Below are 23,438 nucleotides of genomic sequence, written 5' to 3'. Positions count from 1 at the left end.
CCCCGAACCGCCCCCGAACCGCCCCCCGTCAGGAACCGGTCAGGCGGCGGCCGCCCCGGTCGCCCCGGCGCGAGCCTGGTCGTAGCGGTGGAGGACCAGCCGGGCGACCGCCGGGTGGTCGGCCAGCGGGGCGCTGGTCCAGCGGGCCGCGGTGCCGGCCGCGCGGCGGGCGAAGAAGCCGGGGGAGAGGAGGTAGGTGGCGAGGCCGACGTGAGGGTGCCCGGCGGCCCGGAGCGCGGCCACGGCCTGCTGCGGGGTGGGGGCGGCGGCCGAGAGGTGGGCGGGGGTGACGGGGCGGCCGATGCGGGCGGCGAGCAGCCGGGCGGTGAGCGCGGTGTCGGCGAGGGCGGTGGGGTCGGAGGAGCCGGCGCCGGCCAGCACCACGGGGGCGTCGGCGGGGGCGCCGGCCTCGGTGAGGCGGTCGGCGAGGGCCTCGGCGAGCAGCGGGTGGGGGCCGAGGGCGGGGGCGAGGTGGGCCGGCGGGAGGCCGGCGGCCGCGAGCGCGGCGGGCAGGTCGACCCGCAGGTGGTAGCCGGTGCCGAGCAGCAGCGGGACCAGGACCGGCCGGGCGCCCGCGAGTCGGTCGAGGGCCTGGCCGAGGGACGGCTGCGCGAGGTCCAGGAAGCAGCACCGGACCGGGAGTTCGGGCCGGAGCGAGCGGACCGTCCGGAGCAGGGCACGGATCGAGGCGGCGGCCGATGGGTCCCGGCTGCCGTGCGCGACCGCGAGCAGCATCAGCCCGCCGCCAGCCGGTAGCCGCGCTTGGGGACGGTGCGGATCAGGGCGGCGTGCGGTCCCAGGGCGGCCCGGAGCCGGCCGACCGCCGCCTCGACGGCGTGCTCGTCGGCGGCCGCGTCCGGCCACGCGGCGCGCAGCAGGTCGGCGCGGCTGAGCACCCGGCCGGGCCGTTCGGCGAGGGCGCGCAGCACGGCGGCGCCGCGCGGGCTGAGCCAGTGGCTCTCGCCGTCGACCAGGGCGGCGTTCCCCTGGAGGGTCAACACCTGTCCGGCGAGGGTGACTTCACGGCTGGAGCGGCCCGGCAGGGTGTCCGCGAGCAGCCGGACCAGGGCGCCCAGCCGGCCGCGTTCGGGGTGCACGGCGGGCAGCCCGAGGTCGGTGAGCGGCCGGGCGCACAGGCTCCCCACGCAGACCGGCAGCACATCGGTGCGCAGGGCGTCCAGCAGCGCCTCGTAGCGGCCCTCGGCCCGGGCGGTGACGAGCAGTGCGGTGATGGCGGGGGCGCTGGTGAAGGTGAGCGCGTGGACCTGGCGGCGGACGGTCTGGTCGAGCAGCCTGCGCACCGCGCCCGGGTCCTCCGGAGGCGCCCAGCGGTAGACCGGGACGGAGATCACCTCGGCGCCGCGTTCGCGCAGGGCCGCCGCGAAGGCGTCCAGCCGCACCCCGTGTTCCTGGACAGCGATCCGGCACCCGGCGAGCGGGCGGGCCAGCAGCCAGGTGAGCAGCTCGTCGGTGGCCTCGGTGTCGGGGGAGTAGCCCTCGCCGAGCCCGCTGGCGCGGACCGCCCCGGTGGCCTTGGGGCCGCGGCTGAGCACCACCGAGGCGCGGCAGGCCTCGGCGAGGGCGGCGCCCCGGCCCCAGCCCTCGGCGGCGCTCATCCAGCCGCGCCAGCCGACGCCGGTGGTGGCCACCACGTAGTCCAGCGGGGCGGCCAGGCAGCGCTCGGTGGCCTCGCGCAGGGCGAGGTCGTCGGCGAGCGGCAGGATGCGCAGCACCGGCGCCTCGACCACCTGGGCGCCGCGCCGGGTGAGCAGGGCGGCGAGCTCCTCGCGGCGGCGCGCCGCGGTGACGCCGACGGTGAAGCCGGTGAGCGGGCCCGGCGGTCCTGCCGGTCGGGCCGGTCCCGGCGTGGTGGGGGTCGCTGCCATGCGGGCCAGCCTGCGGGGCGCTTGTTACGGGGGCATTGCCCGGCCGTCACCCGCCGGTAAGCGAAGGTGCCGCTGCGGTTACGCCGGATGTCGTGGCGTGCACCCCGGCGGCCGGGCGGTGTGAGCGAGGCGTACCGCGCCCGCAACATCCGCGACCCGGTCGCGAAACAGCGGGCGGCGACCTTTCTCGGCATGACACCGATCGCCGCCCCGGCCGCCCCCGCCGCCACGGACACCCACTGCCCGTACTGCTCGCTGCAGTGCGGCATGCGGCTGTCGCCCGGCGCGCCGGGCGCCGGGCTGCCGGTCGAGGTGCTGGAGCGCCCGGACTTCCCGGTGAACCGGGGCGCGCTGTGCGGCAAGGGCCGGACGGCGCCCGCCCTGCTGGCCCGGGGCGCCCGGCTGGACGGACCGCTGCTGCGGGACCGGCCCGGCGGACCGCTGCGCTCGGCGGGCTGGCCGGAGGCGCTGGACCGGGTGGCCGCCGGGCTGGCGAGGGTGCGGGCCGAGCACGGGCCGGACGCGGTGGGCGTGTTCGGCGGCGGCGGGCTGACCAACGAGAAGGCGTACCTGCTGGGCAAGTTCGCGCGCGTCGTGCTGGGCACCGCCAACATCGACTACAACGGCCGGTTCTGCATGTCCTCGGCCGCCGCCGCGCACCGCCGGGCCTTCGGCCTGGACCGCGGCCTGCCGTTCCCGCTCGCCGACCTGCCGCACACCGGCTGCCTGATCCTGGTCGGCGGCAACCCGGCCGAGACGATGCCGCCGGCCGTCCGCTACCTACGCGAACTGCGGGAGAACGGCGGGACGTTGATCGTGGTCGACCCGCGCCGCACGCGCACCGCCGAGCTGGCCGACCTGCACCTCCAGCCGCGCCCCGGCGGGGACCTCGCGCTCGCCCTGGGCCTGCTCCACCTGGTGATCGCGGACGGCCTGGTGGACAAGGAGTTCATCGCCGAGCGGACCACCGGCTTCGACGCGGCCCGGGAGTCGGCGATGGCCCACTGGCCGGACCGGGTGGAGCGGATCACCGGCGTGCCCGCACATCAACTCCGCACCGCCGCCCGGATGTTCGGCGAGGCGGCGACCGGCATCGTGCTCACCGCGCGCGGCCCCGAACAGCAGAGCAAGGGCACCGACACCGTCGGCGCCTGGATCGACCTCTGCCTGGCCACCGGCAAGGCGGGCCGCCCGTACAGCGGCTACGGCTGCCTGACCGGGCAGGGCAAACGGGCAGGGCGGGCGCGAGCACGGCCAGAAGGCCGACCAACTGCCCGGCTACCGCTCGATCGAGGACCGGGCGGCCCGCGAACACGTGGCCGCCGTGTGGGGCGTCCCGGCCGAGCGCATCCCCGGTCCGGGCGTGTCCGCGTACGAGCTGCTGGACGGCCTCGGGCAGCCGGGCGGGGTACGGGCGCTGCTGCTGGCCGGCTCCAACCCGGCGGTGTCCGCGCCGAACGCCGGGCACGTCACCGAACGGCTGCGCGCCCTGGACCTGCTGGTGGTCGCCGACGTGGTGCTCTCCGAGACCGCCCGACTGGCCGACGTGGTGCTGCCGGTCACCCAGTGGGCCGAGGAGGACGGCACCACCACCAACCTGGAGGGCCGGGTGATCCTGCGCCGCCGCGCCCTCGACCCGCCCGAGGGCGTGCGCAGCGAGCTGTGGCTGCTGCGCGAACTGGCCGCCCGGCTGGGCGTGCCGGAGGGCTTCCCGGCCGAGGCCGAGCAGGCCTTCGACGAACTGCGGCGCGCCTCGGCCGGCGGCGACGCCGACTACGCGGGCATCAGCTACGCCCGGATCGCCGCCGAGGACGGCGTGTTCTGGCCCTGCCCGACGCCCGGACACCCGGGCACGCCACGGCTGTTCCTGGACCGCTTCGCCACCCCGGACGGCCGGGCCCGGTTCGCCGGGGTCACCCACCGCCCGGCCGCCGAGGAGCCGGACGACGCCTACCCGCTGTTCCTGACCACCGGCCGGGTGCTCTCCCAGTACCAGAGCGGCGCCCAGACCCGCCGGGTCGCCGAGCTCAACGCGGCCGCGCCCGGCCCGTTCGTCGAGCTGCACCCGCGGCTGGCGGAGCGGCTCGGGATCGCCGACGGCGAGCCGGTCGCGGTGACCAGCCGGCGCGGACGGGCCGTCGCCCCGGCGCGGATCACCGGCGCCATCCGGCCGGACACCGTCTTCATGCCCTTCCACTGGGCGGGCGCCGGCCGGGCCAACAGCCTCACCAACCCGGCCCTCGACCCGGTCTCCCGGATGCCCGAGTTCAAGCTCTGCGCCGTCCGGGTGGAGCGCGCACAGACGGAGGCGACGCCATGAGGATCGCGGTGGTCGGCGGCGGCATGGCGGCCGCCCGCTTCGCCGAACGGTACGCCGCCCTCGGCGGGCCGGGCACGGTGACCGTGTACGGCGCCGAGCCGCGCGCCCCGTACAACCGGGTGCTGCTCGCCGAGGTGCTCACCGGCCGGTACGACGCCGAGGCGATCGCGCTGCCGCTCGGCGGCGCCCTGGCCCGGCCCGGCTGCGAGGTGGTCGCCCTCGACCCGGCGGCCCGGACCCTGCTGCTGGCCGACGGCACCGAGGAGGACTGGGACGAACTGGTGCTGGCCACCGGCGCCAACCCGGTGCTCCCGCCGGTGCGCGGACTGCGCCGCCCCGACGGCCGCGGCCTGGCCGAGGGCGTGCACACGCTGCGCACCCTGGAGGACTGCGCCCGGCTCGCCGAGGAGGCCGTCGGCGCCGAGCGGGCGGTGGTGATCGGCGGCGGGGTGCTCGGGGTGAGCGCCGCCCGGGCGCTGGCCGCGCTCGGCGTGCGCACCGAGATCGTCCACCAGGCGCCCCACCTGATCGAGCGCCAGCTCGACCCGGAGGCCGCCGCCGTGCTGCGCGAGCGCCTGCGCACTCTCGGCGTCGACTGCTACCTGGGCAACCGGGCCCGGGCCGTGCACGGCGGGCTCCCCCCGGACGGAGACTGGGACAAGGTCGGCGCGGTCGAGCTGGCCAACGGCTACCGGCTGGACTGCGACCTGGTGGTGCTCGCCTGCGGCACCCGCCCGCGCACCGCGCTGGCCCACGCCGCCGGACTGCCCGTCGGCACCGGGATCCTGGTGGACGACCGGCTGGCCGCCGCCCCGCGGGTGTCCGCGATCGGCGACTGCGCCGAGCACCGCGGCACCGTCCACGGACTGGCCGGCCCCGCCTGGGAACAGGCCGACGTGCTGGCCCGCCGGCTCTCCGGCGCCGAACCCGACGCCCGCTACCCGGGCACCAGCCCGCGGGCCCGGCTCACCACCGGGGACCTGGAGTACGCGGCCTTCGGCGCCGTGGACGAGACCCTCGACCCGGACCTCGACGTGCTGCGGCTCACCGACGCCACCCGCGGCAGCTACAAGAAGCTCGTCCTGCGCGGCGACCGGCTGGTCGGCGCCATCCTGCTCGGCGACCTGGCCACCGTGGACGCGCTGGCCGGCGCCTTCGCCGACGGCGGCGCCCTCGCCGGCCACCCCCTGCACCTGCTCACCCAAGGAGTCTCCCGATGACCGCAGACGACCGCACCGCACGGGACCGCGGTGCCGTTCGGGACCTCGTCCTGGTCGGCCACGGCATGGTCGGCCAGCGCTTCCTGGAGGCCTGGAGCGAGCAGCCGGCCGCCCGCGGCTGGCGGGTCACCGTGCTCGCCGAGGAGCCCCGGCCCGCCTACGACCGGGTCCACCTCAGCTCGCTGTTCTCCGGCAGCACGCCCGAGGACCTCGCGCTCTGCCCGTCCGGCTTCCTCGCCGAGCACGGCATCGACCTGCGGCTCGGCGACCCGGTCGCCACCATCGACCGGGCCGGCCGCACCGTCACCACCCGGTCGGGCTCCGAAGTCCGGTACGACGTCCTGGTGCTGGCCACCGGCTCGGTGCCCTTCGTGCCGCCGGTGCCCGGCACCGACGCGCCCGGCTGCCACGTCTACCGCACCATCGAGGACGTCGACGCGATCCGCGCCCAGGCCGCCGACGCCGCGACCGGCGTGGTGGTCGGCGGCGGACTGCTCGGCCTGGAGGCGGCCGGCGCCCTGCGGGCCGGCGGACTGGCCACCCACGTGGTCGAGTTCGCGCCCCGACTGATGGCCGTCCAGGTGGACGACGGCGGCGGCGCCGCGCTGCGCCGCAAGATCGAGGAACTGGGCGTCACCGTCCACACCGGCGCCGGCGCCAGCGGGGTGCTCACCGGCCCGGACGGCCGGGTGCGCGGCCTCGCCCTCTCCGACGGCCGGGAACTCCCCGCCGACCTGGTGGTCTTCTCCGCCGGGGTGCGCGCCCGCGACCAGCTCGCCCGGGACTGCGCACTGCCGGTCGGCCGGCGCGGCGGCATCGTGGTCGACGCCCACTGCCGCACCGAGGACCCGGCCGTCCTCGCCATCGGGGAGTGCGCCCAGGCCGTCGACGGCCGGGTGTACGGGCTGGTCGCCCCCGGCTACCAGATGGCCGAGACGGCGGCCCGCACCATCGCCGAGCAGCAGGGCGGGGGCTTCACCGGCGCCGACACCTCCACCAAGCTCAAGCTGCTCGGCGTGGACGTCGCCAGCTTCGGCGACCCGCACGGCAGCGCCGAGGGCGCGCTCGACGTGCTGTACAGCGACAGCCGCAGCGGCGTATACCGCAAGCTGCTGATCGGCGCCGACGGCGCGCTGCTCGGCGGCGTCCTGGTCGGCGACACCGAGGGCTACGGCGCGCTGCGCCCGCTCGCCGTCGCCGGGAAGCCGCTCACCGTCGCCCCCGAACAGCTGGTGCTGCCGGCCGGGTTCGCCTCCGCCGGGCCGGTCGCGCTGCCCGACGAGGCGGTGCTCTGCTCCTGCCACAACGTCACCCAGGGCGCCGTCCGGGCCGCCGTCCGCGAGCAGGGCGCCGACAGCGTCGCCGCCGTCAAGAAGTGCACCCGGGCCGGCACCGGCTGCGGCAGCTGCCTCAAGCAGCTGGGCACCGTCGTCAAGGAGGAGTTGGAGGCCGCCGGGGTCGCCACCGTCCAGGGCCTGTGCGAGCACTTCGCCCACAGCCGCGCCGAGTTGTACGAGATCGTCCGGGTCACCGGGCTGACGAGCTTCTCCGAACTGCTCACCGAGCACGGCACCGGCGGCGAGGGCTGCGAGGTCTGCAAGCCGACCGTCGCCTCCATCCTGGCCAGCCTCGGCAACGGCCACATCCTGGACGGCGAACAGGGCGCCCTCCAGGACTCCAACGACCACTTCCTGGCCAACCTCCAGCGCAACGGCTCCTACTCGGTGGTGCCCCGGGTGCCCGGCGGCGAGATCACCCCCGAGGGCCTGATCACGATCGGCGAGATCGCCCGCGACCACGGCCTCTACACCAAGATCACCGGCGGCCAGCGGATCGACATGTTCGGCGCCACCGTCGACCAACTCCCGGTCATCTGGCGCAAGCTGGTCGACGCCGGCTTCGAGTCCGGACACGCCTACGGCAAGTCGCTGCGCACCGTGAAGTCCTGCGTCGGCGAGACCTGGTGCCGCTTCGGCGTCCAGGACTCCACCACCCTCGCCATCGAACTGGAGCTGCGCTACCGGGGGTTGCGCTCCCCGCACAAGCTCAAGGCCGCCGTCTCCGGCTGCGCCCGCGAGTGCGCGGAGGCGCAGAGCAAGGACTTCGGCATCATCGCCACCTCGGCCGGCTGGAACCTCTACGTCGGCGGCAACGGCGGCATGACCCCCCGGCACGCCGACCTGCTGGCCGCCGACCTCGACCGCGACACGCTCATCCGCACCATCGACCGCTACCTGATGTTCTACATCCGCACCGCCGACCGGCTGGAGCGCACCTCGGTCTGGCTGGAGCGGCTGGAGGGCGGACTCGACCACCTGCGGGCCGTGGTGCTGGACGACTCGCTCGGCATCGCCGCAGAGCTGGACGAACTGATGAATCGTCACATCGGCGGCTACCGGGACGAATGGGCCGAGACCCTGGCCGACCCGGAGCGGATGCGCCGCTTCGCCTCCTTCGTCAACGCCCCCGGCACCCCCGACCCCGCCGTGACCTTCGTCCCCGAACGCGGCCAGATCCGCCCCGCCCGCCCCGGCGAGGCCGGCCGCACCCTCAACGCCCCGGTGCTGATCGCCGGGCCCCGACCGGAGGTGCTCACCCCGTGACCGTACAGATCCACGACGGCAGCCACTGGCGCACCGTCTGCGCCCTCACCGACCTCCAACCCGGCCGCGGCGTGGCCGTGTTGCTCCCCGACGCCGGGCAGGTCGCGCTGTTCCGCGGCCGCTCCGGGGAGCTGTACGCCGTCGACAACCTCGACCCGTTCAGCGGCGCCCCGGTGCTCTCCCGCGGCCTGCTCGGCAGCCGAGGCGACCGGCCGACCCTCATCTCGCCGATGTACAAGCAGGTGTACGACCTCACCGACGGGCGCTGCCTGGACGAGGACACCGCCCCCGACGGCGCCCCGGCCGTGCTGCGCCGCTGGCCGGTCCGGGCCCTCGACGGGAAGGCCCTCGACGGGACGGCCCTCGACGGGACGGCCCTCGACGGGACGGCCCTCGACGGCGAGGCGCTCGAAGAGGAGGCGGCGGCATGACCACCGCGGTCGCTACCAGAACGCCCTCCCCGCTCGCCGACTGGGACCCGGAGGACGAGGAGTTCTGGGCCCGCACCGGCGCCCGGATCGCCCGCCGCAACCTGGTCCTCTCCGTCCTCTCCGAGCACATCGGCTTCTCGGTGTGGAGCCTGTGGTCGGTGCTGGTGCTCTTCCTCGGGCCCGAGTACCACATCGACACCGCGGGCAAGTTCACCCTCACCGCCCTGCCGACCGCGCTCGGCGCCCTGCTGCGGCTGCCGTACACCTTCGCGGTGGCCCGGTTCGGCGGCCGCACCTGGACGGTGGTGAGCGCCCTGCTGCTGCTGGTGCCGACGGCGCTGGCGGCCGTGGTGCTGGAGCCGGGCGTCTCCTACGGCACGCTGCTGGCGGTGGCCTGCGTGGCGGGCGTCGGGGGCGGCAACTTCGCCTCCTCGATGGCCAACATCAACGCCTTCTACCCGCACCGGCTGAAGGGCTGGGCGCTGGGCGTCAACGCGGGCGGCGGCAACCTCGGTGTCCCCGCCGTCCAGTTGCTCGGGCTGCTGGTGCTGGCCACCGCGGGCGCCGCCCACCCCCGGCTGCTGCCGCTGGTCTACCTGCCGCTGATCGTGGCGGCGGCGGCCGGGGCCTGGTGGCGGATGGACGACCTGCCGGCGTCCGCGCACGGCCGGGGCGCGGGGCGGGCCCTGCGCGAGGTCGCCCGCGATCCGTACGGCTGGGCCGTCTCCGCGCTGTACATCGGCACCTTCGGCTCCTTCATCGGCTTCGGCTTCGCCTTCGGCCAGGTGCTGCAGGTGCAGTTCCACCAGCACTTCGACACCCCGGTCAAGGCCGCCGCGCTGACCTTCCTCGGGCCGCTGCTGGGCTCGCTGCTGCGGCCGGTGGGCGGGCGGCTGGCCGACCGGTTCGGCGGTGCCCGGGTGACGCTGGCGACCTTCGTGGCCATGGGCGCCGGGACGGCGCTGGTGCTGGCGGCCTCCCGGGCGGGCTCGCTGCCGCTGTTCCTGGGCGGGTTCATCGCGCTGTTCGTGCTCAGCGGGATCGGCAACGGCTCGACGTACAAGATGATCCCGGCGCACTACCGCGGCGTCGCCCGTCGCGCGGTGGCGGCGGGCGCCGATCCGGCGACCGCCGAGGCCGACGCACGCCGGCGGTCGGCGGCACTGATCGGGCTGGCGGGCGCGGTCGGGGCGTTCGGCGGGGTGCTGGTGAACCTGGCCTTCCGGCAGTCCTTCCTCTCCACTCACAACGGTGACACCGCGTATCTCGCCTTCCTGGCAGCCTACTTGGTGTGCTCGGCGCTGACCTGGACGGTGTGGCTCCGGCCGTCGGTACGGGTGTGACGGGTTGGCCGAATGTCCTGACGGGATGTCAATTCGGCTTGATGTGGCCCGAACAAGCCGTATGTGAACCAAGCGTACGGTTCCCATCCTCGGGGGGCCTGGGAGGGCTGCTACAGTCCGAAGGTCAATCCACCTCACTCCCTCCCCCCGAACAGGGCAACCGACGGTAGGTGTTGCATGATTGATGACGCGTTCGCCGCGACCGTGAAGTCCCTCCACGTCCCCGAGATGGGAACCGACTCCACCGCCCCGCTGCTCTACTGGCTGATCCGGACGCTGCGGCCGCAGCGCGTCCTGGAAGTGGGCATGGGATACACCACCCCGTTCCTGGCCAAGGCCCTCCAGGACAACAAGGAGTCCTGGGAGGCGGAGCGGGCGCTGCTCGGCACCCCGGACGCCGCCGAGGTCCAGCCGCTCGCCCACGCCGCCTACTACGACGAGCCGTACGAGCCCCAGCTCATCTGCATCGACCGGATGACCGACCCGACCTCCTCCGCCCCCCGGGCGCTCAAGGTCATGGACGAGCTGCGGCTCTCCGGGGTCTGCCGGATCATCGAGGGCGACCTGCGCGGCTCGGCCGACAAGGTCCGGGACGCCTTCGGCCTGGTCGACTTCGCCTGGATCGACACCTGGGACACCCTCGCCTTCGTCCGCGAGTACTGGGACCTCGTCAACCCGGCCGGCGGACTGTTCGCCGCCCACTACCTGATGACCTACCCGGAGGGGCGCGCGGTGCTGCGCTACCTGGAGTCCCTCCGCGGCCGCGAGGGCGGCCGGCTGGAGATCACCAACCTCCGTGAGCCGCACCGCTTCGGCCAGAACAGCACCACCCTGATCCGCCGCATCCGCGACTACGTGGACCCGGAGGACCTCCGGCCGCAGGGCAGTAGCAACGACCCGACCGGCGTCCTCGGAATCGGCTAGCGCCCGGCCGTTCGGGGCCGCCCAGGCCCGCGGCCAACCCATGGTGACCACCCTGAACCGCGGGCAACGGTTCCGCGGACGGCATCGAAGGCGGCGATCGTGCAGCTCTACTCGGTCACTCCGGAATCGGCGAGCGAGCACCAGGTGCTCGACCAGGACTTCCTCACCCGGGTGCGGGAGACCGCCACGGCCTGCGAGCGCGCGGGCTGGGGCGGCATCCTCGTGCCGCACAACCTCCACGAGGTGGACCCCTGGCTGGTGGCCGGCTACCTGGGGTCGGTCACCAGCGGACTCGTCCCGCTGATCGCCGTCCAGCCGGCCTCGGTGCCCCCGCACACCGCCGCGGCCATGGCGGCGGCGTACGCCGCGCTGTACGGCCGCCCGGTGCACTTCAACCTGGTGGCCGGCGCCCGGGACGACGAACTGCGGCGCACCGGCGACCACTTGACCCACGACGAGCGCTACGAGCGGATGCGCGAGTACGGCCGGGTGCTGCGGGCGCTGCTGCACGGCGAGGAGGTCGACACCCGGGGCGGCTACTACACCTTCGAGCGGTTCAGCCTGGAGCCGAGGCCCGAGGTGCTGTCCCGCTGCAAGCTGTTCGTGGCCGGCTCCTCGCCCGCCAGCCTCGGCGTGGCCCGGGAGATCGCCGACGTGGTGGTCACCCACCCGGCGCGCTTCCCGGAGTGGGAGGAGACCTTCCTGCGGCCGCTGCTGGCCGACGGCTACACCGGCGAGATCGGGATCCGGATCGGCATCCTCGCCAAGCCCGCGGCGGAGGAGGCCTGGGCGACGGCCGGCAAGCGGTTCCCGGAGTCCTGGCAGGGCCGGCAGGAGACGCTGCTCAAGACCATCTCGCAGAACGCGTGGTCGCGGCAGCTGGCCGTGCACGCGGTGGCCGAGGAGCAGGAGCAGGAGCAGGAGCAGGAACAGGGGCAGGAGCCGGGGTCGGAGCAGGTGCAGCAGGCCGACGGCTCCGCCCCGGACCCGTACTGGCTGGGAGCCTTCCGCAGCGGCCGGGCCAGCGCGCCCTTCCTGGTCGGGGGCTACCAGGAGGTGGGCGCCGGGCTCGCCGACTACCTGCGCGCGGGCGTGAACCACGTCCTGCTGAACGGCAGTTACGAGGACGACTACGACGACATCAACGCCGCGATCCGGGCGGCACGGCGGCACATCGGCACATCGGAGACCTAAGGCGGGCCCGACCGAGGCCGCGCCCCGCGAACGGTTCATGGAGGTGTGGAGAAGTTGAGTCTGGTGGAGCGAAGCGGCCCCCTCACCACGTTGCAGACCCGCTGGTGGCTGCGGATCTACTGGCGGGAGCAGGGCGCGTTCGACGTCGCCTGGTCCAAGCGCTGGGACCTCCCGCCCGGGATCTCCGTCGACACGGCGACCGAGGCCCTGACGGTGCTGGTGGAACGGCACGAGAGCCTGCGCACCGCGATCGCCCTGGGCCCGGACAACCTGCCGGTCCAGCTCGTCTACGCCCCCGAGGGTCTGCGACTGCCGGTGTCCGTCGCCGAGTTGGACACCCTGGAGGAGTTCGGCGACCTGGCCGGGGTGCACCCGCTGCTCGGCGGCTCGATCCTGATGCGGCCGCCCTGGTCGGCCCGGCTGTTCGTGGAGAACGGCGAAGTCCGGGTGCTGGCCCTGGTCTTCGAGCACGTCATCGTCGACGGCTCGGGCACCCAGAACCTCCGGGAGCAGTTCCTGGCGCTCTGCCGGGGCGCCGAGGAGCCGCGACTGCGGATCACCCACCCGATCGACCGGGCGACCGCCGACTCGGTGCACTCGCACGCGCCCGAGCGGGAGAACCACAGCCCCGACCCGCGCGGCCTGGTGCCCCAACTGCTGGTGCCCGCCGCGGAACGGGAGACGACCGGCCCGCGGTTCGTGATCTCCTCGACCGAGTACGCCGGACTGCTGCCGGTCATCGACCGGATCTGCCGGCGGCACCGGGTGTCCCGGGCGATGGTCCTGATGCACGCCCTCGGCTGGCTGTTCTCGCGCCACTCCGGGATCCCCCGGATCATGTTCGGCAACGCCGCCGGCCACCGGCTGCCCACCGACGACAGCATCGACGACCTCGCCCGGACGGTCGAGGTGGTGCTGGACTTCGCCGAGGACCGGACCTTCGCCGAGTCGCTGGCCGACGCCTCCGCCACCCTGCTGCGGGTCTACGCCGAGGACCTGCGCCTGGGCATGCGCTCGCTGGACTCCCGGGCGCGCCTCGCGGAGCGGCGCGGGGTGGCGACCGTCCGGGGGCTGTACTTCAACTTCCAGGGGCCCTCCCAGCCCGGGGAGACCGCCCCGGACGGGGAGGCTGCCTCGGACGGGGAGGCCGCCGACACGCCCGTGGAGATCACCCGCACCGACGAGTGGCGGCCGGACGACAGCCACTGGACCACCGCCCTGTGGCTCTACGTCGACGACACCACGGTCTCGGTCGACTTCGACATCGACACCGTGATGTTCCCCGCGCCGCTCATCCACACCATGGGTGACCTGCTGCCCCGGTTCATCCGGTTGATCGACGAGCAGCCGGACGCGCCGCTGGCGAGCGCCCGCGCGATCCTGCCCGCCGGCTACCGGCTGGACCCGGACGCCCTGCTGGTGCAGGGTGCCTGGGTCGACCTGGACGCCGTCGGCCGGGTGGTCGGCGCCGTCCCGGGCGTACTGGACGCCGAGGTGTCGGTGGAGGCCGACGAGATCGTGGCGCAGCTGGCCCTGGACGAGTCGGTCTGCCTGTTCGACGTGCACGAGCACGTGCTGGCCCTGCTGCACGACGCCGTCGACCTGGTCGCCCCGCACCGCTACCGGCTCACCGACGCCTCCAAGGGCCGGGCCGCCGGGCGCGGCCTGCCGGACCTGGCCGAGGGCGCCGACTGGGTGCCGAGCCACGCCCTGCCGGTGCTGCCGGCGGAGACCGAGCCGGAGCGCGAACTGCTCGCCGCCCTGCGGGAGACCCAGGGCCTCGAACCGGCCACCCTGGCGCTCACCTACACGGGGGCCGGTGGCCGGGCCATCCTGGCCCCCTCGGTGGTGGAGAGCCTGCGCCGGCGCGGCCTGACCGGTCTGCGGCGCTGGCACTTCGACTCGCCGTGCACCCTGCGCGCGATCGCCCGGGCGCTGGTCCGGGAGTCGCGGGGGCACCCGCTGTAGGTCTTGCAAAGGCCTCGAACTCCCCGTTCCTGGTGGGGAGTTCGAGGCCGGTCGGACGCCGGGCGGGGCCTACTGTCCGTCGGCGTACTCCAGGGCCATCGTGGACCAGGAGTACGGCCCGCTCACCGAAGCCAACAGGTGGTCGCCGGGGGCGAGTTCGCCCGCCGCGGCGCGCCGTTGCAGGGTGATCAGGACGTCGGCCGAGAAGCAGTGCCCGAGTTCGGTGACCGGCCCGAGCAGCAGCCGGTCCGCCGGCAGCTTCATCGCCGCCAGCAGGAACTTCTGCGCCGCCGGGCGGTAGTTGGGCAGCACCACGTGCCGGAAGTCCTCGCGGCCGCGGCCGAGTCCGTCCAGCAGGGCGGCGACGCCCTCCGAGGCGAGCCGGACGGTGCCGAGGATGCCGTCCTCGGCGGGGCCGACGCCGGCCGGCCGCACCGCCGTCCGGGTGCCGGTGGCCGCCACCCGGAACCGGGGCCCGGCCGGCTCGGGCCCGGCGGTGAGCACGCAGGCGGCCGCGCCGTCGCTGAACACCGACAGGCCGCTGGCCATGATCCGGTGCCGGTCCGCCGTCCGGTCGGCGAGCACCAGCAGGACGCGTTCGCAGCGGCCCGTGGCCAGCGCGTCGGAGGCCGCCCGGACGGCCGGGACGAGGTTGCCGCAGTCCTGCCCGGACAGCGCCAGGTGCTCCACCGAGGCCAGGCCGAGCCGGTCGGCGATCCTGGCCAGCGAGCCGGTGGTGTCGGGGTCGTTCTCGCTGACGTAGAGCACCAGGTCGGGCGGGCCGGCGGTGGCGGCCAGGCTCTGTTCGGCGGCCGCGACCGCCAGCTCCCAGATCTCCTGCCGGCTCTCCCGGAAGTGGACGATCTCCGCGACCAGCGGACCGAGGTCGGCGGTCGTCGTCCCGGCCAGTTCCGACACCTTGCGGGCCTCGCCGCAGGTGTGGCCGATGGCCGAGATGGTGGTGCCGGGCATGGGTTCCCCTCACTGCTGGGTGTCACTGCTCGGTGGCCGAGATGGCCTGGACGGGACAGCTCCTGACGGCGTCGCGGACGGCGTCGTGCAGCTCCGGCGCCGGCCGGGCGTCCAGCAGGACGACCGTGCCGTCCGCGTCGTCCTGGTCGAAGACCTCGGGCGTGGCCAGGGCGCACTGCCCGGACCCGACACAGACCCCGGTGTCGACGGTGAGGTGCACGTTGCCTCCTCTTCTCCTCGCGGTTGCCGGTTGCCGGTTGCTGGTTGCGGGGTGCACCGGCTACCAGGTGACCGGCAGCCGGTGCACCCCGTAGAAGCCCATGTCGGTGGAGAGCGGCACCTCGCCCGGCGGGACGGCCAGGGCGAGTCGGGGCAAGCGCCGGAACAGGGCGGGGAGGGCGATCCGCATCTCGACCCGGGCCAGGTTCTGGCCCAGGCACTGGTGGATCCCGTACCCGAAGGCCAGGTGGCCGGTGGCCCGGCGGGTGAGATCCAGCCGGTCCGGGTCGGCGAACTGCGCCGGGTCCCGGTTGGCGGCCGACAGCGAGACGGTGACCGACTCCCCGGCCCGGAGCGTGCGGCCGGCCAGCTCGACGTCCTCCAGCGGGGTGCGCGGCACCCCGAAGTGGAAGATCGTCAGGTAGCGCAGCAGTTCCTCCACCGCGTTGTCGGCCAGCGACGGGTCCCCGGTGAGCGCGGCGAGCTGCTCGGGGTGGGACAGCAGGGCGAAGGCGCCCAGGCTGAGCGAGCTCGCCGTGGTCTCGTGCCCGGCGGTGAGCAGCAGGACGCCGACGCCGGCGATCTCCTCGGTGCTCAGGGTGCCGTCGGCGACGAGGGCGCTGAGCAGACCGTCGTCCGGGCGGCCGCGCTTGTGCTCGGTGAGCTCGCGCAGGAAGGAGTCCAGCTGGTCCATCGCCAGGGCGGCCTGCGCCTCGGTGACGTCCAGGCTGAACAGGGTCGCGCTGTTGCGCTGGAAGGCGGCCCGCTCGGCGTAGGGCACCCCGAGGAGTTCGCAGATCGCCAGCGAGGGGACGGGCAGCGCGAACTGCTCGACCAGGTCGGTGGGCGGCGTCGACTCGGCCATGGCGGTGAGGTGTTCGTCGACGACCTGGGCCAGCTGCGGCCGCAGGTCCTTCATCTTGCGGGCGGTGAACCGGCCGGCCAGCCGCTGGCGGATCCGGGTGTGCTCGGGGGCGTCCATGTCGACCAGCCAGCCGGGCAGGGCGGCACGGCCGTAGAACGGGTCGGCGCTGGGCCGGGCCACCGGGGCCCGCTTGAACTCGGAGCGCGCGCTGAACCGGGGGTCGGCCAGCACGCTGCGGGCCAGGGCGTGGCTGGTGACCAGCCAGCCGATGTGGCCGTCCGGGTAGCGCAGCGGGCGGATCGGCTCGTTCTCGCGGTCCCCGGCCAGCTCCTCCGGCGGGTCGAACGGGCGGGCGCGCACGGTGGGCAGCATCGGGGGCAGGACGGTCGGACGCGTCATCGGATCTCCTTCCTCAGGAACTCGGCCAGCCGCTGCACGCCGGTCTCGATCTGCCCGGGATCGAGGTAGCTGCAGGAGAGCCGCAGCTGGCGGTCGCCGCCGCCGCGGAGGTGGAACTGGGCCATCGGGGTCCACAGCACGCCGTAGTCGGCCGCCGAGACCTCCAGCAGGGCGGTGTCGGCCGGCACCGGCAGCGTCATGCGCAGGAAGAACCCGCCCTCGGGCCGGGTCCAGCTGATCCCGGCCGGCAGCGGCCCGGCTGGGCCCTGTCCGGGACCTAGGTGCCGGTCCAGCGCCTCGGCGAGGTGGGTCAGGTTGCGCTGGTAGAGCGCGGCCTTGTGCCGGCTCAACTCCACCAGCGAGCCGCCGTGTTCGAGCAGCATTCCGCCGATGATCGCCTGGCAGACCGGAGAGGTGTTGACGGTGACCATGCTCTTGGCGGCCGCGAGTTCGTCCGCCAGCAGGCTCCGGGAGCCGTCCGCGTCGGCCACCGGCTGGTCGGCGACCACGTAGCCGACCCGGGCGCCGGGGAAGCACACCTTGGCGAAGGTGCCGATGTGCACCACCCGGCGGTTCCGGTCGAGCGCCTTCAGCGGCGGCAGTTCCGCCCCCGGGGCGGCGGTGAAGCCGTAGGCGTTGTCCTCCAGTACCAGGAAGTCCTCGCGGTCGGCGAGTTCGAGCAGCCGGTGGCGGACCGGGAGCGGCATCCGGCTGCCGCCCGGGTTGGAGAAGTCGGGTGCCACGTAGCAGGCCCGGATCCGCCGCCCGGCCCGGCGGGCGGCCCGGCACTCGGCCGCCAGGGCGTCGAGGTCGATGCCGAGCGGGGTCTCGTCCACCGGGACGAGGTCGACGCCCAGCAGCCGGGCGGCGCCGGTGATGCCGACGAAGCACGGGTTGGCGACGGCCAGCAGGTCGGCCGGGCCGGCGAACAGCGCCCGCAGCACCAGGAACATGGCCTCCTGGGCGCCGACGGTCACCACCACGGCCGCCTCGGCGGCGTCGATGCCCTGGTCGCGGCGGAGCGCCTCGGCGATGATGCCGTTGACCAGGCCGCGGCTGGGCCCGTACTCGTAGAGCAGCCGGCGGGCGCGCTCCGGGGTGTGGCCGCGGTCCCGGACGAGGTGGTCCAGGAAGCGCTCGACGTAGCGTTCGGGGGCGAGGTCCCGCAGCAGCTCCGGGTGGGGGGCGCCGGGGGCGAAGGAGATGGCGTCCGGGTAGCGGCTCATCACCTCGTTGAGGAAGCCGATCGAGCCGAGCACCGGCTCCCGGAGCGAGGCGTGCAGCTCGGCGGCGGCCAGTCGCACCATGTCGTGGCTCACCCCCGGGCCGCCGAGCGCTGCCGGCGGCGCTCCACCTTGGCGAGGACGTCCGGGCTGTAGGCCCGTTCCACCTGGGCGACGGCGAACTCGGCCAGGTACTCGCGGTAGAGGTCGAGCGGCTCCTCGGCCAGGTTGAGCATCCGCCGGTTGGCGGCCACGGCGGGGGCGGCCAGCTCCCGTACGGCGCGCTCGACGGCCTCGTCCATGCCCTCGGCGGGGACCACCTCGTCGCAGAGCAGCCGAGCCTCCGGGTCGGTGGCGTGGATCCGGTGCCCGCCGAGGATCACCTGCCGGGCCAGCCGCCCCCCGGTGAGCCGGGTGAGCCGGAGGTTGCCCAGCCCCGGGACGATGCCCTCCTCCGCGGCGGGGAGGCTGAGGTGGGCGTCGGTCTCGGCGATCACCCGGTCGAGGACCAGCAGCAGCTGCATCCCGCCGCCGATGGCGAAGGAGTCGACCGCGCCGACCCACGGCTTGGCGACCGTACGGTCCGACCAGGCGCCGGGTGCCGGGTCGGTGAGCAGCCCGCGGGCGATCTTGTGGAGGTAGCCCAGCTCCCGGCCGAGCAGGAAGTCGACGAAGGAGATGGCGCCGTTGCGCAGGTCCTTGAGGTTGATGCCCGCGCTGAACACCCGCCGGCCCCGGTACTTGGGGTGGTCGACCGGGCCGCCGCGCAGCACCCCGACCCGGACCCGGTCGTCCAGCAGGGCGAGGTCGACGGCGGTCTCGACGTCGGTGATCAGCCCGTTGTCCTCGGCGTTCAGGCAGTGGGCGTTGTGGAAGGTCACGTGCGCGGCCGCGTTTCGGCGCTCGACCACCACGGAGTCGAGGTCGACGCGCCCCTTGGCCCGGAAGTCGCCCAGCAGGTCGAGGGCGCGCGGGGTGGGCGCCAGCATGGACTCGATCAGGTGCCGGCCCGCGGTGCGGGAGCGCAGCACGGCGGCGCAGAAGACGCCCTGGTCGATCTCCCGGCCCTCCTTGTCCGCCTGGATGAGATCCCGTTCGGCGGCCAGCTGGGCGCTGTCCGGGACGAGCCCGGGGAAGCGCCCGGCGGCGGCGTCGAGGAGTTCGGGCAGCCGTGGGCGGCGGGTCAGGCCGTCGGTGAGCAGGCCGTACACCGCGTCGGTGTGCCGGGCGAGGAAGGCCCGGCGGGCCGCCCGGGCGGCGGTGTGGACGGCGTCGGCGCGGTGCTGCTGGGCCGCGCTGCGCCCGGGCCGGGCCGGGAGCGCGGCGAGCACCTCCTCACCGGCCCGGGCGTACCGGGCCAGGGCGGCGGTGTCCTGGGCGAGGTCGCCGGTGGGGGCGGGTGGGGCCTGGTCCGGGCCGGCCGGCGGAGTGGCGGTCATCGCCGGCTGCTCCTCGGTGTTCCGGCGGCGGGGGCGGCGCCCTGCTGCAGCCTGCGCAGTTCGCGGTCGCAGGCGGCCAGGTGGACGCCCACGGCGTCGTCGTAGTCCGCGGAGCCGGCCTCCAGCAGCAGCAGGCGGCGGATGGTCAGCTCCTGGTCCGAGATCCGGCCCATCAGCACGGTCGCGGTGTGCACGGCCTCGGCGACGTCCTCGCTGATCTGGTCGATCAGGCCGAGTTCCAGGGTCTTGTCGACCGAGATGTCGTTGCCCCAGATGACGATCTGCCGGGCCTTGGCGAGGCCCAGGTGCTGGACCAGCCGGTAGACCGACATGCCGGGCCAGAAGTGGCCGTCGTTGACGGGCAGCATCAGCAGCAGGTCCGGTGCGCCGATCCGGAAGTCGGCGGCCAGCAGGAGGTCCAGGGCGGGGCCGCCGCAGGCGCCGCGGGCGGCGGCGATGGTCATCGCGGTGAGGCGTTCGAGCCGGCGCACCGCCCGTTCCCAGCGGTTGACCTGCTGGATGGCGACGGCGCCCGGCCAGGCCCGGACGTCGGCCGGGGTGGGGTCCAGCCGCAGCACCACGACGGACTTCTCGGCGCGGCTCTCCACCTCGTCGCAGACCGCGTTCAGCAGCGCGGTGAGGTCGGTCAGCGGCCGCGTGCCGTCGACCCGCACCATCAGGCCGAGCCCGTCGGGCAGCTGGGTGAGGTCGGGGTTCTCGTTCATCCGGATCGTCCTTCCTTCCGTCACCAGCCCACCAGGGCCATCTCGATGGTCGATCCGGGGCCCATGGTCATGAAGACGCCGAATTCACCGGACTTCGCGCGGCCCTCGGCCGCCAGGCGTTCGTACGAGAACAGGAAAGAGCCGCTGGAAAGGTTTCCGTGGTCGCGCAGGACCCCGGTGGTGTGCCGGACGTCCCAGCGGCTCAGCCCGAGATTCAACCGGACCGAATCGATGACCTTCTTCCCGCCGGAATGGACCACCCAGTGGGAAATGTCGGAGGGGCGCAGTCCGGTTCCGCGCAGGAGCCGGTCGAGCGATATCTCCGCGTGCGCGCCGACGACGTAGGGGACTTCCGGGTCGAGGTAGAAACTGAATTTCCCCTGGGCGTCGTCCCAGTCGTAGCGCATCGCGCCGGAGGCCTCCGGGACGATGCAGCTGGAGAAGCGCAGCAGTGCCGGGTGGCCGGCCGTCGTGCGGGCGGCCCCGGCCGGCGCCCGGTCGGCCGACCCCTGGCCGACCGGCTCCCGGGCACCCGGATCCAGATCGACCGGCCGTTCGTCGCCCGGCTGTTCGGAGGCCAGTAGGGCGACCGCGGCCGAGCCGTCGCCGAACAGGCTGTTCACCACCGAGGAGCGCATCGTCCCGTCCAGCACGTAGGCGGCCGAGCACGGCTCGATGCAGACCATGACGGCCAGCTCGCCGGGGTGCGCGGTGGCCCAACCGGCCACCGCCGTCAGGCCGTTGAGGCCAGCGTTGCACCCCATGCCGACCACGTCCAGCCGGGAGCAGTGCCGGCTGATGCCCAGCTCCTTGATCAGCAGCGCGGAGAAGCCCGGGGTGAGGAAGCCCGTCGAGGTGACGCAGCACAGGTAGCGGAGGTCGGCGAGGGTCGCGCCGGCCTCCTTGAGGCAGGCCTCGACGGCCTGCCGGCCCATGGTGATGCCGCTGCCGACGTGCTTGGCCAGCAGCTGCCCCTGGGTCTCGACGCCCCGCGAACCGTCCGGCAGCAGCGGCGGCAGGGTGAGGCCGCGGCGCTCGATGGCGCTGTTCAGGAATATCGACCGGATCCGCGGATCGGTGATGGCGAAGATGTCCAGTAGTTCGCGCTGGGTGTACGAGGTCTCGGGTACCGCGGTCCCGACGCCCAGGATTCTCGGCGAGGTGACCCGGGCTTTCCTGGCGAAGGATTCCGGACTGGGCCGGACGCTCCTGTCGGCGAGTTTCACATCAATCTCCTCCGGGCCGAATTCCGGTATTGGATCCGGTGGTTGCCGCCGCTATGATCCCTGCCATGTCAGAGGAATCCAGGAGCAGCGATGGTTCGGTTACCGCGCGCACCCCGGACGACCCGAGGGTGCGGTACGAGAAGGACGGCCACGTGGCCCGCGTGACCCTCGACCGGCCCGGCGTCCTGAACGCCATGGACCTGCGCATGCACGAGGAACTGGCCGCGGTCTGGGACGAGGTCGAGGCCGATGACGAGGTGTGGGTGGCGGTGCTCTCCGGCGCGGGCGAGCGTGCCTTCTCCGTCGGCCAGGACCTCAAGGAGCTGGCCGAGCGGGTCCGGTCCGGCACCGCCGGGACGGCCACCTTCGGCAGCCGGGGCAAGCCAGGCTGGCCGAGGCTGACCGAGCGCTTCGAGCTGGCCAAGCCGGTGGTCGCCAAGGTCCGCGGCTACGCCATGGGCGGCGGCTTCGAACTCGCCCTGGCCTGCGACCTGGTGATCGCCTCCGAGGACGCGACCTTCGCCCTGCCCGAGGCCAGGCTCGGCCTGATGGCGGGCGCCGGCGGCGTGTTCCGGCTGACCAGGCAGCTGCCGTGGCGCACGGCGATGGGCCACCTGCTGACCGGCCGTCCGATGGACGCCCGGCGGGCGTACGAACTCGGGCTGGTCAACGAGGTGGTGCCGGCCGCCGAGCTCGACGCCTGCGTGGACGGCTGGGTGGCCGACATCCTGCGCTGCGCGCCGCTCTCGGTGCGGGCGATCAAGGAGGCGGCCGGCAGGTCCGTCACCATGCCGCTGGAGACGGCCTTCGCCACCCGCTACCCCTGGGAGGAGCGGCGGATGGCCAGCCGGGACGCCGAGGAGGGGCCGCTCGCCTTCGTGGAGAAGCGCGACCCCCGGTGGCAGGCCCGCTGAGGCCCGGCCGCCCCGCTCGGTCCGCCCTGCCGGTCCAGCCAGTCCAGCCAGTCCGTCGCCGCACGCCGTCGGGCGCATCAGCTCAGGTAGTCTTCGGGGCCGCCGTCGCGGACCGTGTCGAGGGTGAAGCAGTGGAACCCGCCGCCGAACAGCCGCCGGTGGCGGTGCCGCACCGGCACGACGGTGAATCCGTGCCGTTCCAGCTTGCGCATCAGCTCCGGGCAGGCCTCGTTGACCAGTACGGTGTCCGGGCCGGCCGAGAGCACGTTCAGGTCGATGAACGGGCTGGTGAGGATGAGGTCGTCGTCGCCGTACTGCGGGAAGTTGTTGCCCTCGGGGGCCGGCGGGACGATGAGGTCCCAGGAGCGCAGCGCCTCGGGGAGCTTCTCGGCGACCTTCTCCGAGCGGACCAGCAGGGTGCCGGGGCGCAGGGCCAGCACCATGCTGTCGATGTGGCTGTCGCTCAGCTGGTGCACCCGGTGGATGCGGAAGCGGCCCTCCAGGTGGCGCTCCAGCCAGTCGCAGGCCAGCGCGTGGTTGGCGGTGGAGATGTTGACCACGAGGTCGCGGCCGAGCCGGAGGCACTGGGCGCCGTCGAACATCATCTCGAAGCCGACGTCGTACGGGGAGGGCCGGGGGTCCGCGATCGGCTCGGTGGGCCCGCCGACGGTGCTGGTGCGGGCGTAGCTGAGGTCGAAGGAGGCGTCGGTCATCAGGGGCCGGGGCATGACGGTCCACCGGGCGCCCTGGCGGAAGTACTTGTTGAAGATCGGGGTGAGGAACTGGGTCTCGAAGTAGCGGGAGCGGATCATCGGGGGCGTCTCGATGATCTCGTCGCCCACGATCAGGGTGTTGTCCCGGACGTTCAGCGGCGGGACGACCGACGCCTCCCAGGCCAGGGTCTCGACCCGGGCCGTCGTCGGGTCGACGTCCAGCGGGCGGTGGACGGTGACGTCCAGGGACTCCAGGGCCTTGACGATGCCGTCCAGGTCCTCGTTCAGCTCGTCCACGTAGCGCTGCTTGATCGGCTGGCGGCCGGAGTTGGCGGCCTGCCCGTCGCGGCCGGCCGCGGACAGTCGGGGGTAGTACCACTCCGAGCGTGACGAGTTGTCCTTGGCGATGTTGTCGTGGAAGAACAGGTCGAACGAGAGCTCGCGCTCGTGCGAGGTGTAGTTCAGCGCGGAGCCGACGATCACTTCCCTGAGCGGCGACCATTCGTCGAAGGTGTTCAGCTGCATCGCAGGCTCCTCCAGTGGTGGATCCGTTGGCACATGGCTTACTCGAAGCAGTGATCGATGACCGGGCGGGTGCGCCGGCACCGGATGTGTCACGGGCGCCGACCGTGGCGGCGGGAATCCTCAACGCAGCCGCGGGGTGGCTCCGGCCCGCAAGGGCAGGGCGGTTCTGGCACCTTGGATAGTTCGACATGCAAGCACACTTGGGTCGCCGTGACCAGAGCGGGGCCTTTAATCCGCCAACTGTGCCGGGATCCGGGGGCGTGCGCGGTCATGCGCGCTCTCACCATTACTTCACCGCGCCGAGACGATGCGTCAACCCCCGGTTGTTC

18 protein-coding genes and 1 pseudogene are annotated in these 23,438 nt (G+C 74.2%); 9 read left to right on the top strand and 10 right to left on the bottom strand.

Annotation, left to right across the window (positions count from 1 at the left end; genetic code table 11):
* Positions 1–39: 39 nt before the first annotated feature.
* Both ACZ47G_RS07545 and ACZ47G_RS07540 read right to left on the bottom strand, forming a co-directional pair.
* Entirely contained in the window at positions 40–735 is a 696-nt protein-coding gene (locus ACZ47G_RS07545; RefSeq protein ID WP_465740517.1) for a sirohydrochlorin chelatase, read from the bottom strand.
* Positions 735–1,886: a uroporphyrinogen-III synthase gene (locus ACZ47G_RS07540; protein ID WP_465740516.1), complete on the bottom strand. Its 1,152-nt coding sequence runs from the start codon at positions 1,884–1,886 to the stop codon at positions 735–737. The genes ACZ47G_RS07545 and ACZ47G_RS07540 overlap by 1 nt, the downstream gene beginning before the upstream one ends.
* A 192-nt stretch (positions 1,887–2,078) precedes the next feature.
* Between ACZ47G_RS07540 and ACZ47G_RS07535 the strand changes: the two are divergent.
* The 8 genes and pseudogenes from ACZ47G_RS07535 to ACZ47G_RS07500 all read left to right on the top strand — a co-directional run bounded on the left by ACZ47G_RS07535 (position 2,079) and on the right by ACZ47G_RS07500 (position 13,889).
* Positions 2,079–4,206: pseudogene (locus tag ACZ47G_RS07535) on the top strand (molybdopterin oxidoreductase family protein).
* Positions 4,203–5,426: an NAD(P)/FAD-dependent oxidoreductase gene (locus tag ACZ47G_RS07530; RefSeq protein WP_465740515.1), complete on the top strand. Its 1,224-nt coding sequence runs from the start codon at positions 4,203–4,205 to the stop codon at positions 5,424–5,426. Before ACZ47G_RS07535 ends, ACZ47G_RS07530 begins: the two are co-directional and overlap by 4 nt.
* Positions 5,423–8,029, top strand: coding sequence for a nitrite reductase large subunit NirB (nirB, locus tag ACZ47G_RS07525; RefSeq protein ID WP_465740514.1), 2,607 nt, complete (start codon positions 5,423–5,425; stop codon positions 8,027–8,029). The genes ACZ47G_RS07530 and nirB overlap by 4 nt, the downstream gene beginning before the upstream one ends.
* Positions 8,026–8,460: a nitrite reductase small subunit NirD gene (gene nirD / locus ACZ47G_RS07520; RefSeq protein WP_465740513.1), complete on the top strand. Its 435-nt coding sequence runs from the start codon at positions 8,026–8,028 to the stop codon at positions 8,458–8,460. Before nirB ends, nirD begins: the two co-directional genes overlap by 4 nt.
* Positions 8,457–9,803, top strand: a complete 1,347-nt coding sequence (locus tag ACZ47G_RS07515) for a nitrate/nitrite transporter (protein ID WP_465740512.1) — start codon at positions 8,457–8,459, stop codon at positions 9,801–9,803. Before nirD ends, ACZ47G_RS07515 begins: the two co-directional genes overlap by 4 nt.
* Positions 9,804–9,980: 177 nt before the next feature.
* Positions 9,981–10,727: an O-methyltransferase gene (locus tag ACZ47G_RS07510; protein ID WP_465740511.1), complete on the top strand. Its 747-nt coding sequence runs from the start codon at positions 9,981–9,983 to the stop codon at positions 10,725–10,727.
* Between the two features lie 99 nt (positions 10,728–10,826).
* The gene (locus ACZ47G_RS07505) at positions 10,827–11,921 is read left to right on the top strand and encodes an LLM class flavin-dependent oxidoreductase (RefSeq protein ID WP_465740510.1); all 1,095 of its coding nucleotides are present in this window, start codon (positions 10,827–10,829) and stop codon (positions 11,919–11,921) included.
* A gap of 45 nt (positions 11,922–11,966) precedes the next feature.
* Complete coding sequence (locus ACZ47G_RS07500) at positions 11,967–13,889, top strand: condensation domain-containing protein (RefSeq protein ID WP_465740509.1); 1,923 nt, start codon at positions 11,967–11,969, stop codon at positions 13,887–13,889.
* A 69-nt stretch (positions 13,890–13,958) separates the two neighbouring features.
* On the opposite strand, the gene ACZ47G_RS07495 is transcribed toward ACZ47G_RS07500, so the two are convergent.
* The 7 genes from ACZ47G_RS07495 to dpgA are packed head-to-tail and all read right to left on the bottom strand — an operon-like array spanning position 13,959 to position 20,882.
* Positions 13,959–14,861: a 3-oxoacyl-[acyl-carrier-protein] synthase III C-terminal domain-containing protein gene (locus tag ACZ47G_RS07495; RefSeq protein ID WP_465740508.1), complete on the bottom strand. Its 903-nt coding sequence runs from the start codon at positions 14,859–14,861 to the stop codon at positions 13,959–13,961.
* Between the two features lie 22 nt (positions 14,862–14,883).
* Entirely contained in the window at positions 14,884–15,081 is a 198-nt protein-coding gene (locus tag ACZ47G_RS07490; protein ID WP_465740507.1) for a ferredoxin, read from the bottom strand.
* A 60-nt stretch (positions 15,082–15,141) separates the two neighbouring features.
* Complete coding sequence (locus tag ACZ47G_RS07485) at positions 15,142–16,344, bottom strand: cytochrome P450 (RefSeq protein ID WP_465740506.1); 1,203 nt, start codon at positions 16,342–16,344, stop codon at positions 15,142–15,144.
* Positions 16,341–17,651: an aminotransferase-like domain-containing protein gene (locus ACZ47G_RS07480; protein WP_465740505.1), complete on the bottom strand. Its 1,311-nt coding sequence runs from the start codon at positions 17,649–17,651 to the stop codon at positions 16,341–16,343. The genes ACZ47G_RS07485 and ACZ47G_RS07480 overlap by 4 nt, the downstream gene beginning before the upstream one ends.
* A gap of 8 nt (positions 17,652–17,659) precedes the next feature.
* Positions 17,660–19,006 (bottom strand): (3,5-dihydroxyphenyl)acetyl-CoA 1,2-dioxygenase DpgC, encoded by a 1,347-nt coding sequence (dpgC, locus tag ACZ47G_RS07475; protein WP_465740504.1) that lies wholly within the window; start codon positions 19,004–19,006, stop codon positions 17,660–17,662.
* Positions 19,003–19,731 (bottom strand): enoyl-CoA-hydratase DpgB, encoded by a 729-nt coding sequence (gene dpgB / locus ACZ47G_RS07470; protein WP_465740503.1) that lies wholly within the window; start codon positions 19,729–19,731, stop codon positions 19,003–19,005. The genes dpgC and dpgB overlap by 4 nt, the downstream gene beginning before the upstream one ends.
* A 20-nt stretch (positions 19,732–19,751) precedes the next feature.
* Positions 19,752–20,882, bottom strand: coding sequence for a 3,5-dihydroxyphenylacetyl-CoA synthase DpgA (gene dpgA, locus ACZ47G_RS07465; RefSeq protein ID WP_465740571.1), 1,131 nt, complete (start codon positions 20,880–20,882; stop codon positions 19,752–19,754).
* Between the two features lie 140 nt (positions 20,883–21,022).
* On the opposite strand from dpgA, the gene dpgD reads away from it, so the two are divergent.
* Entirely contained in the window at positions 21,023–21,871 is an 849-nt protein-coding gene (dpgD, locus tag ACZ47G_RS07460; RefSeq protein WP_465740502.1) for an enoyl-CoA-hydratase DpgD, read from the top strand.
* 77 nt (positions 21,872–21,948) lie between these two features.
* On the opposite strand, the gene ACZ47G_RS07455 is transcribed toward dpgD, so the two are convergent.
* Positions 21,949–23,109: a glycine amidinotransferase gene (locus ACZ47G_RS07455; protein WP_465740501.1), complete on the bottom strand. Its 1,161-nt coding sequence runs from the start codon at positions 23,107–23,109 to the stop codon at positions 21,949–21,951.
* Between the last annotated feature and the right edge of the window lie 329 nt (positions 23,110–23,438).

The sequence above is a fragment of the Kitasatospora sp. NPDC030952 genome, from assembly GCF_055571335.1.
Note: the sequence above shows the minus strand (reverse complement) of the source record. Positions and strands in the feature narration are given on the sequence as shown.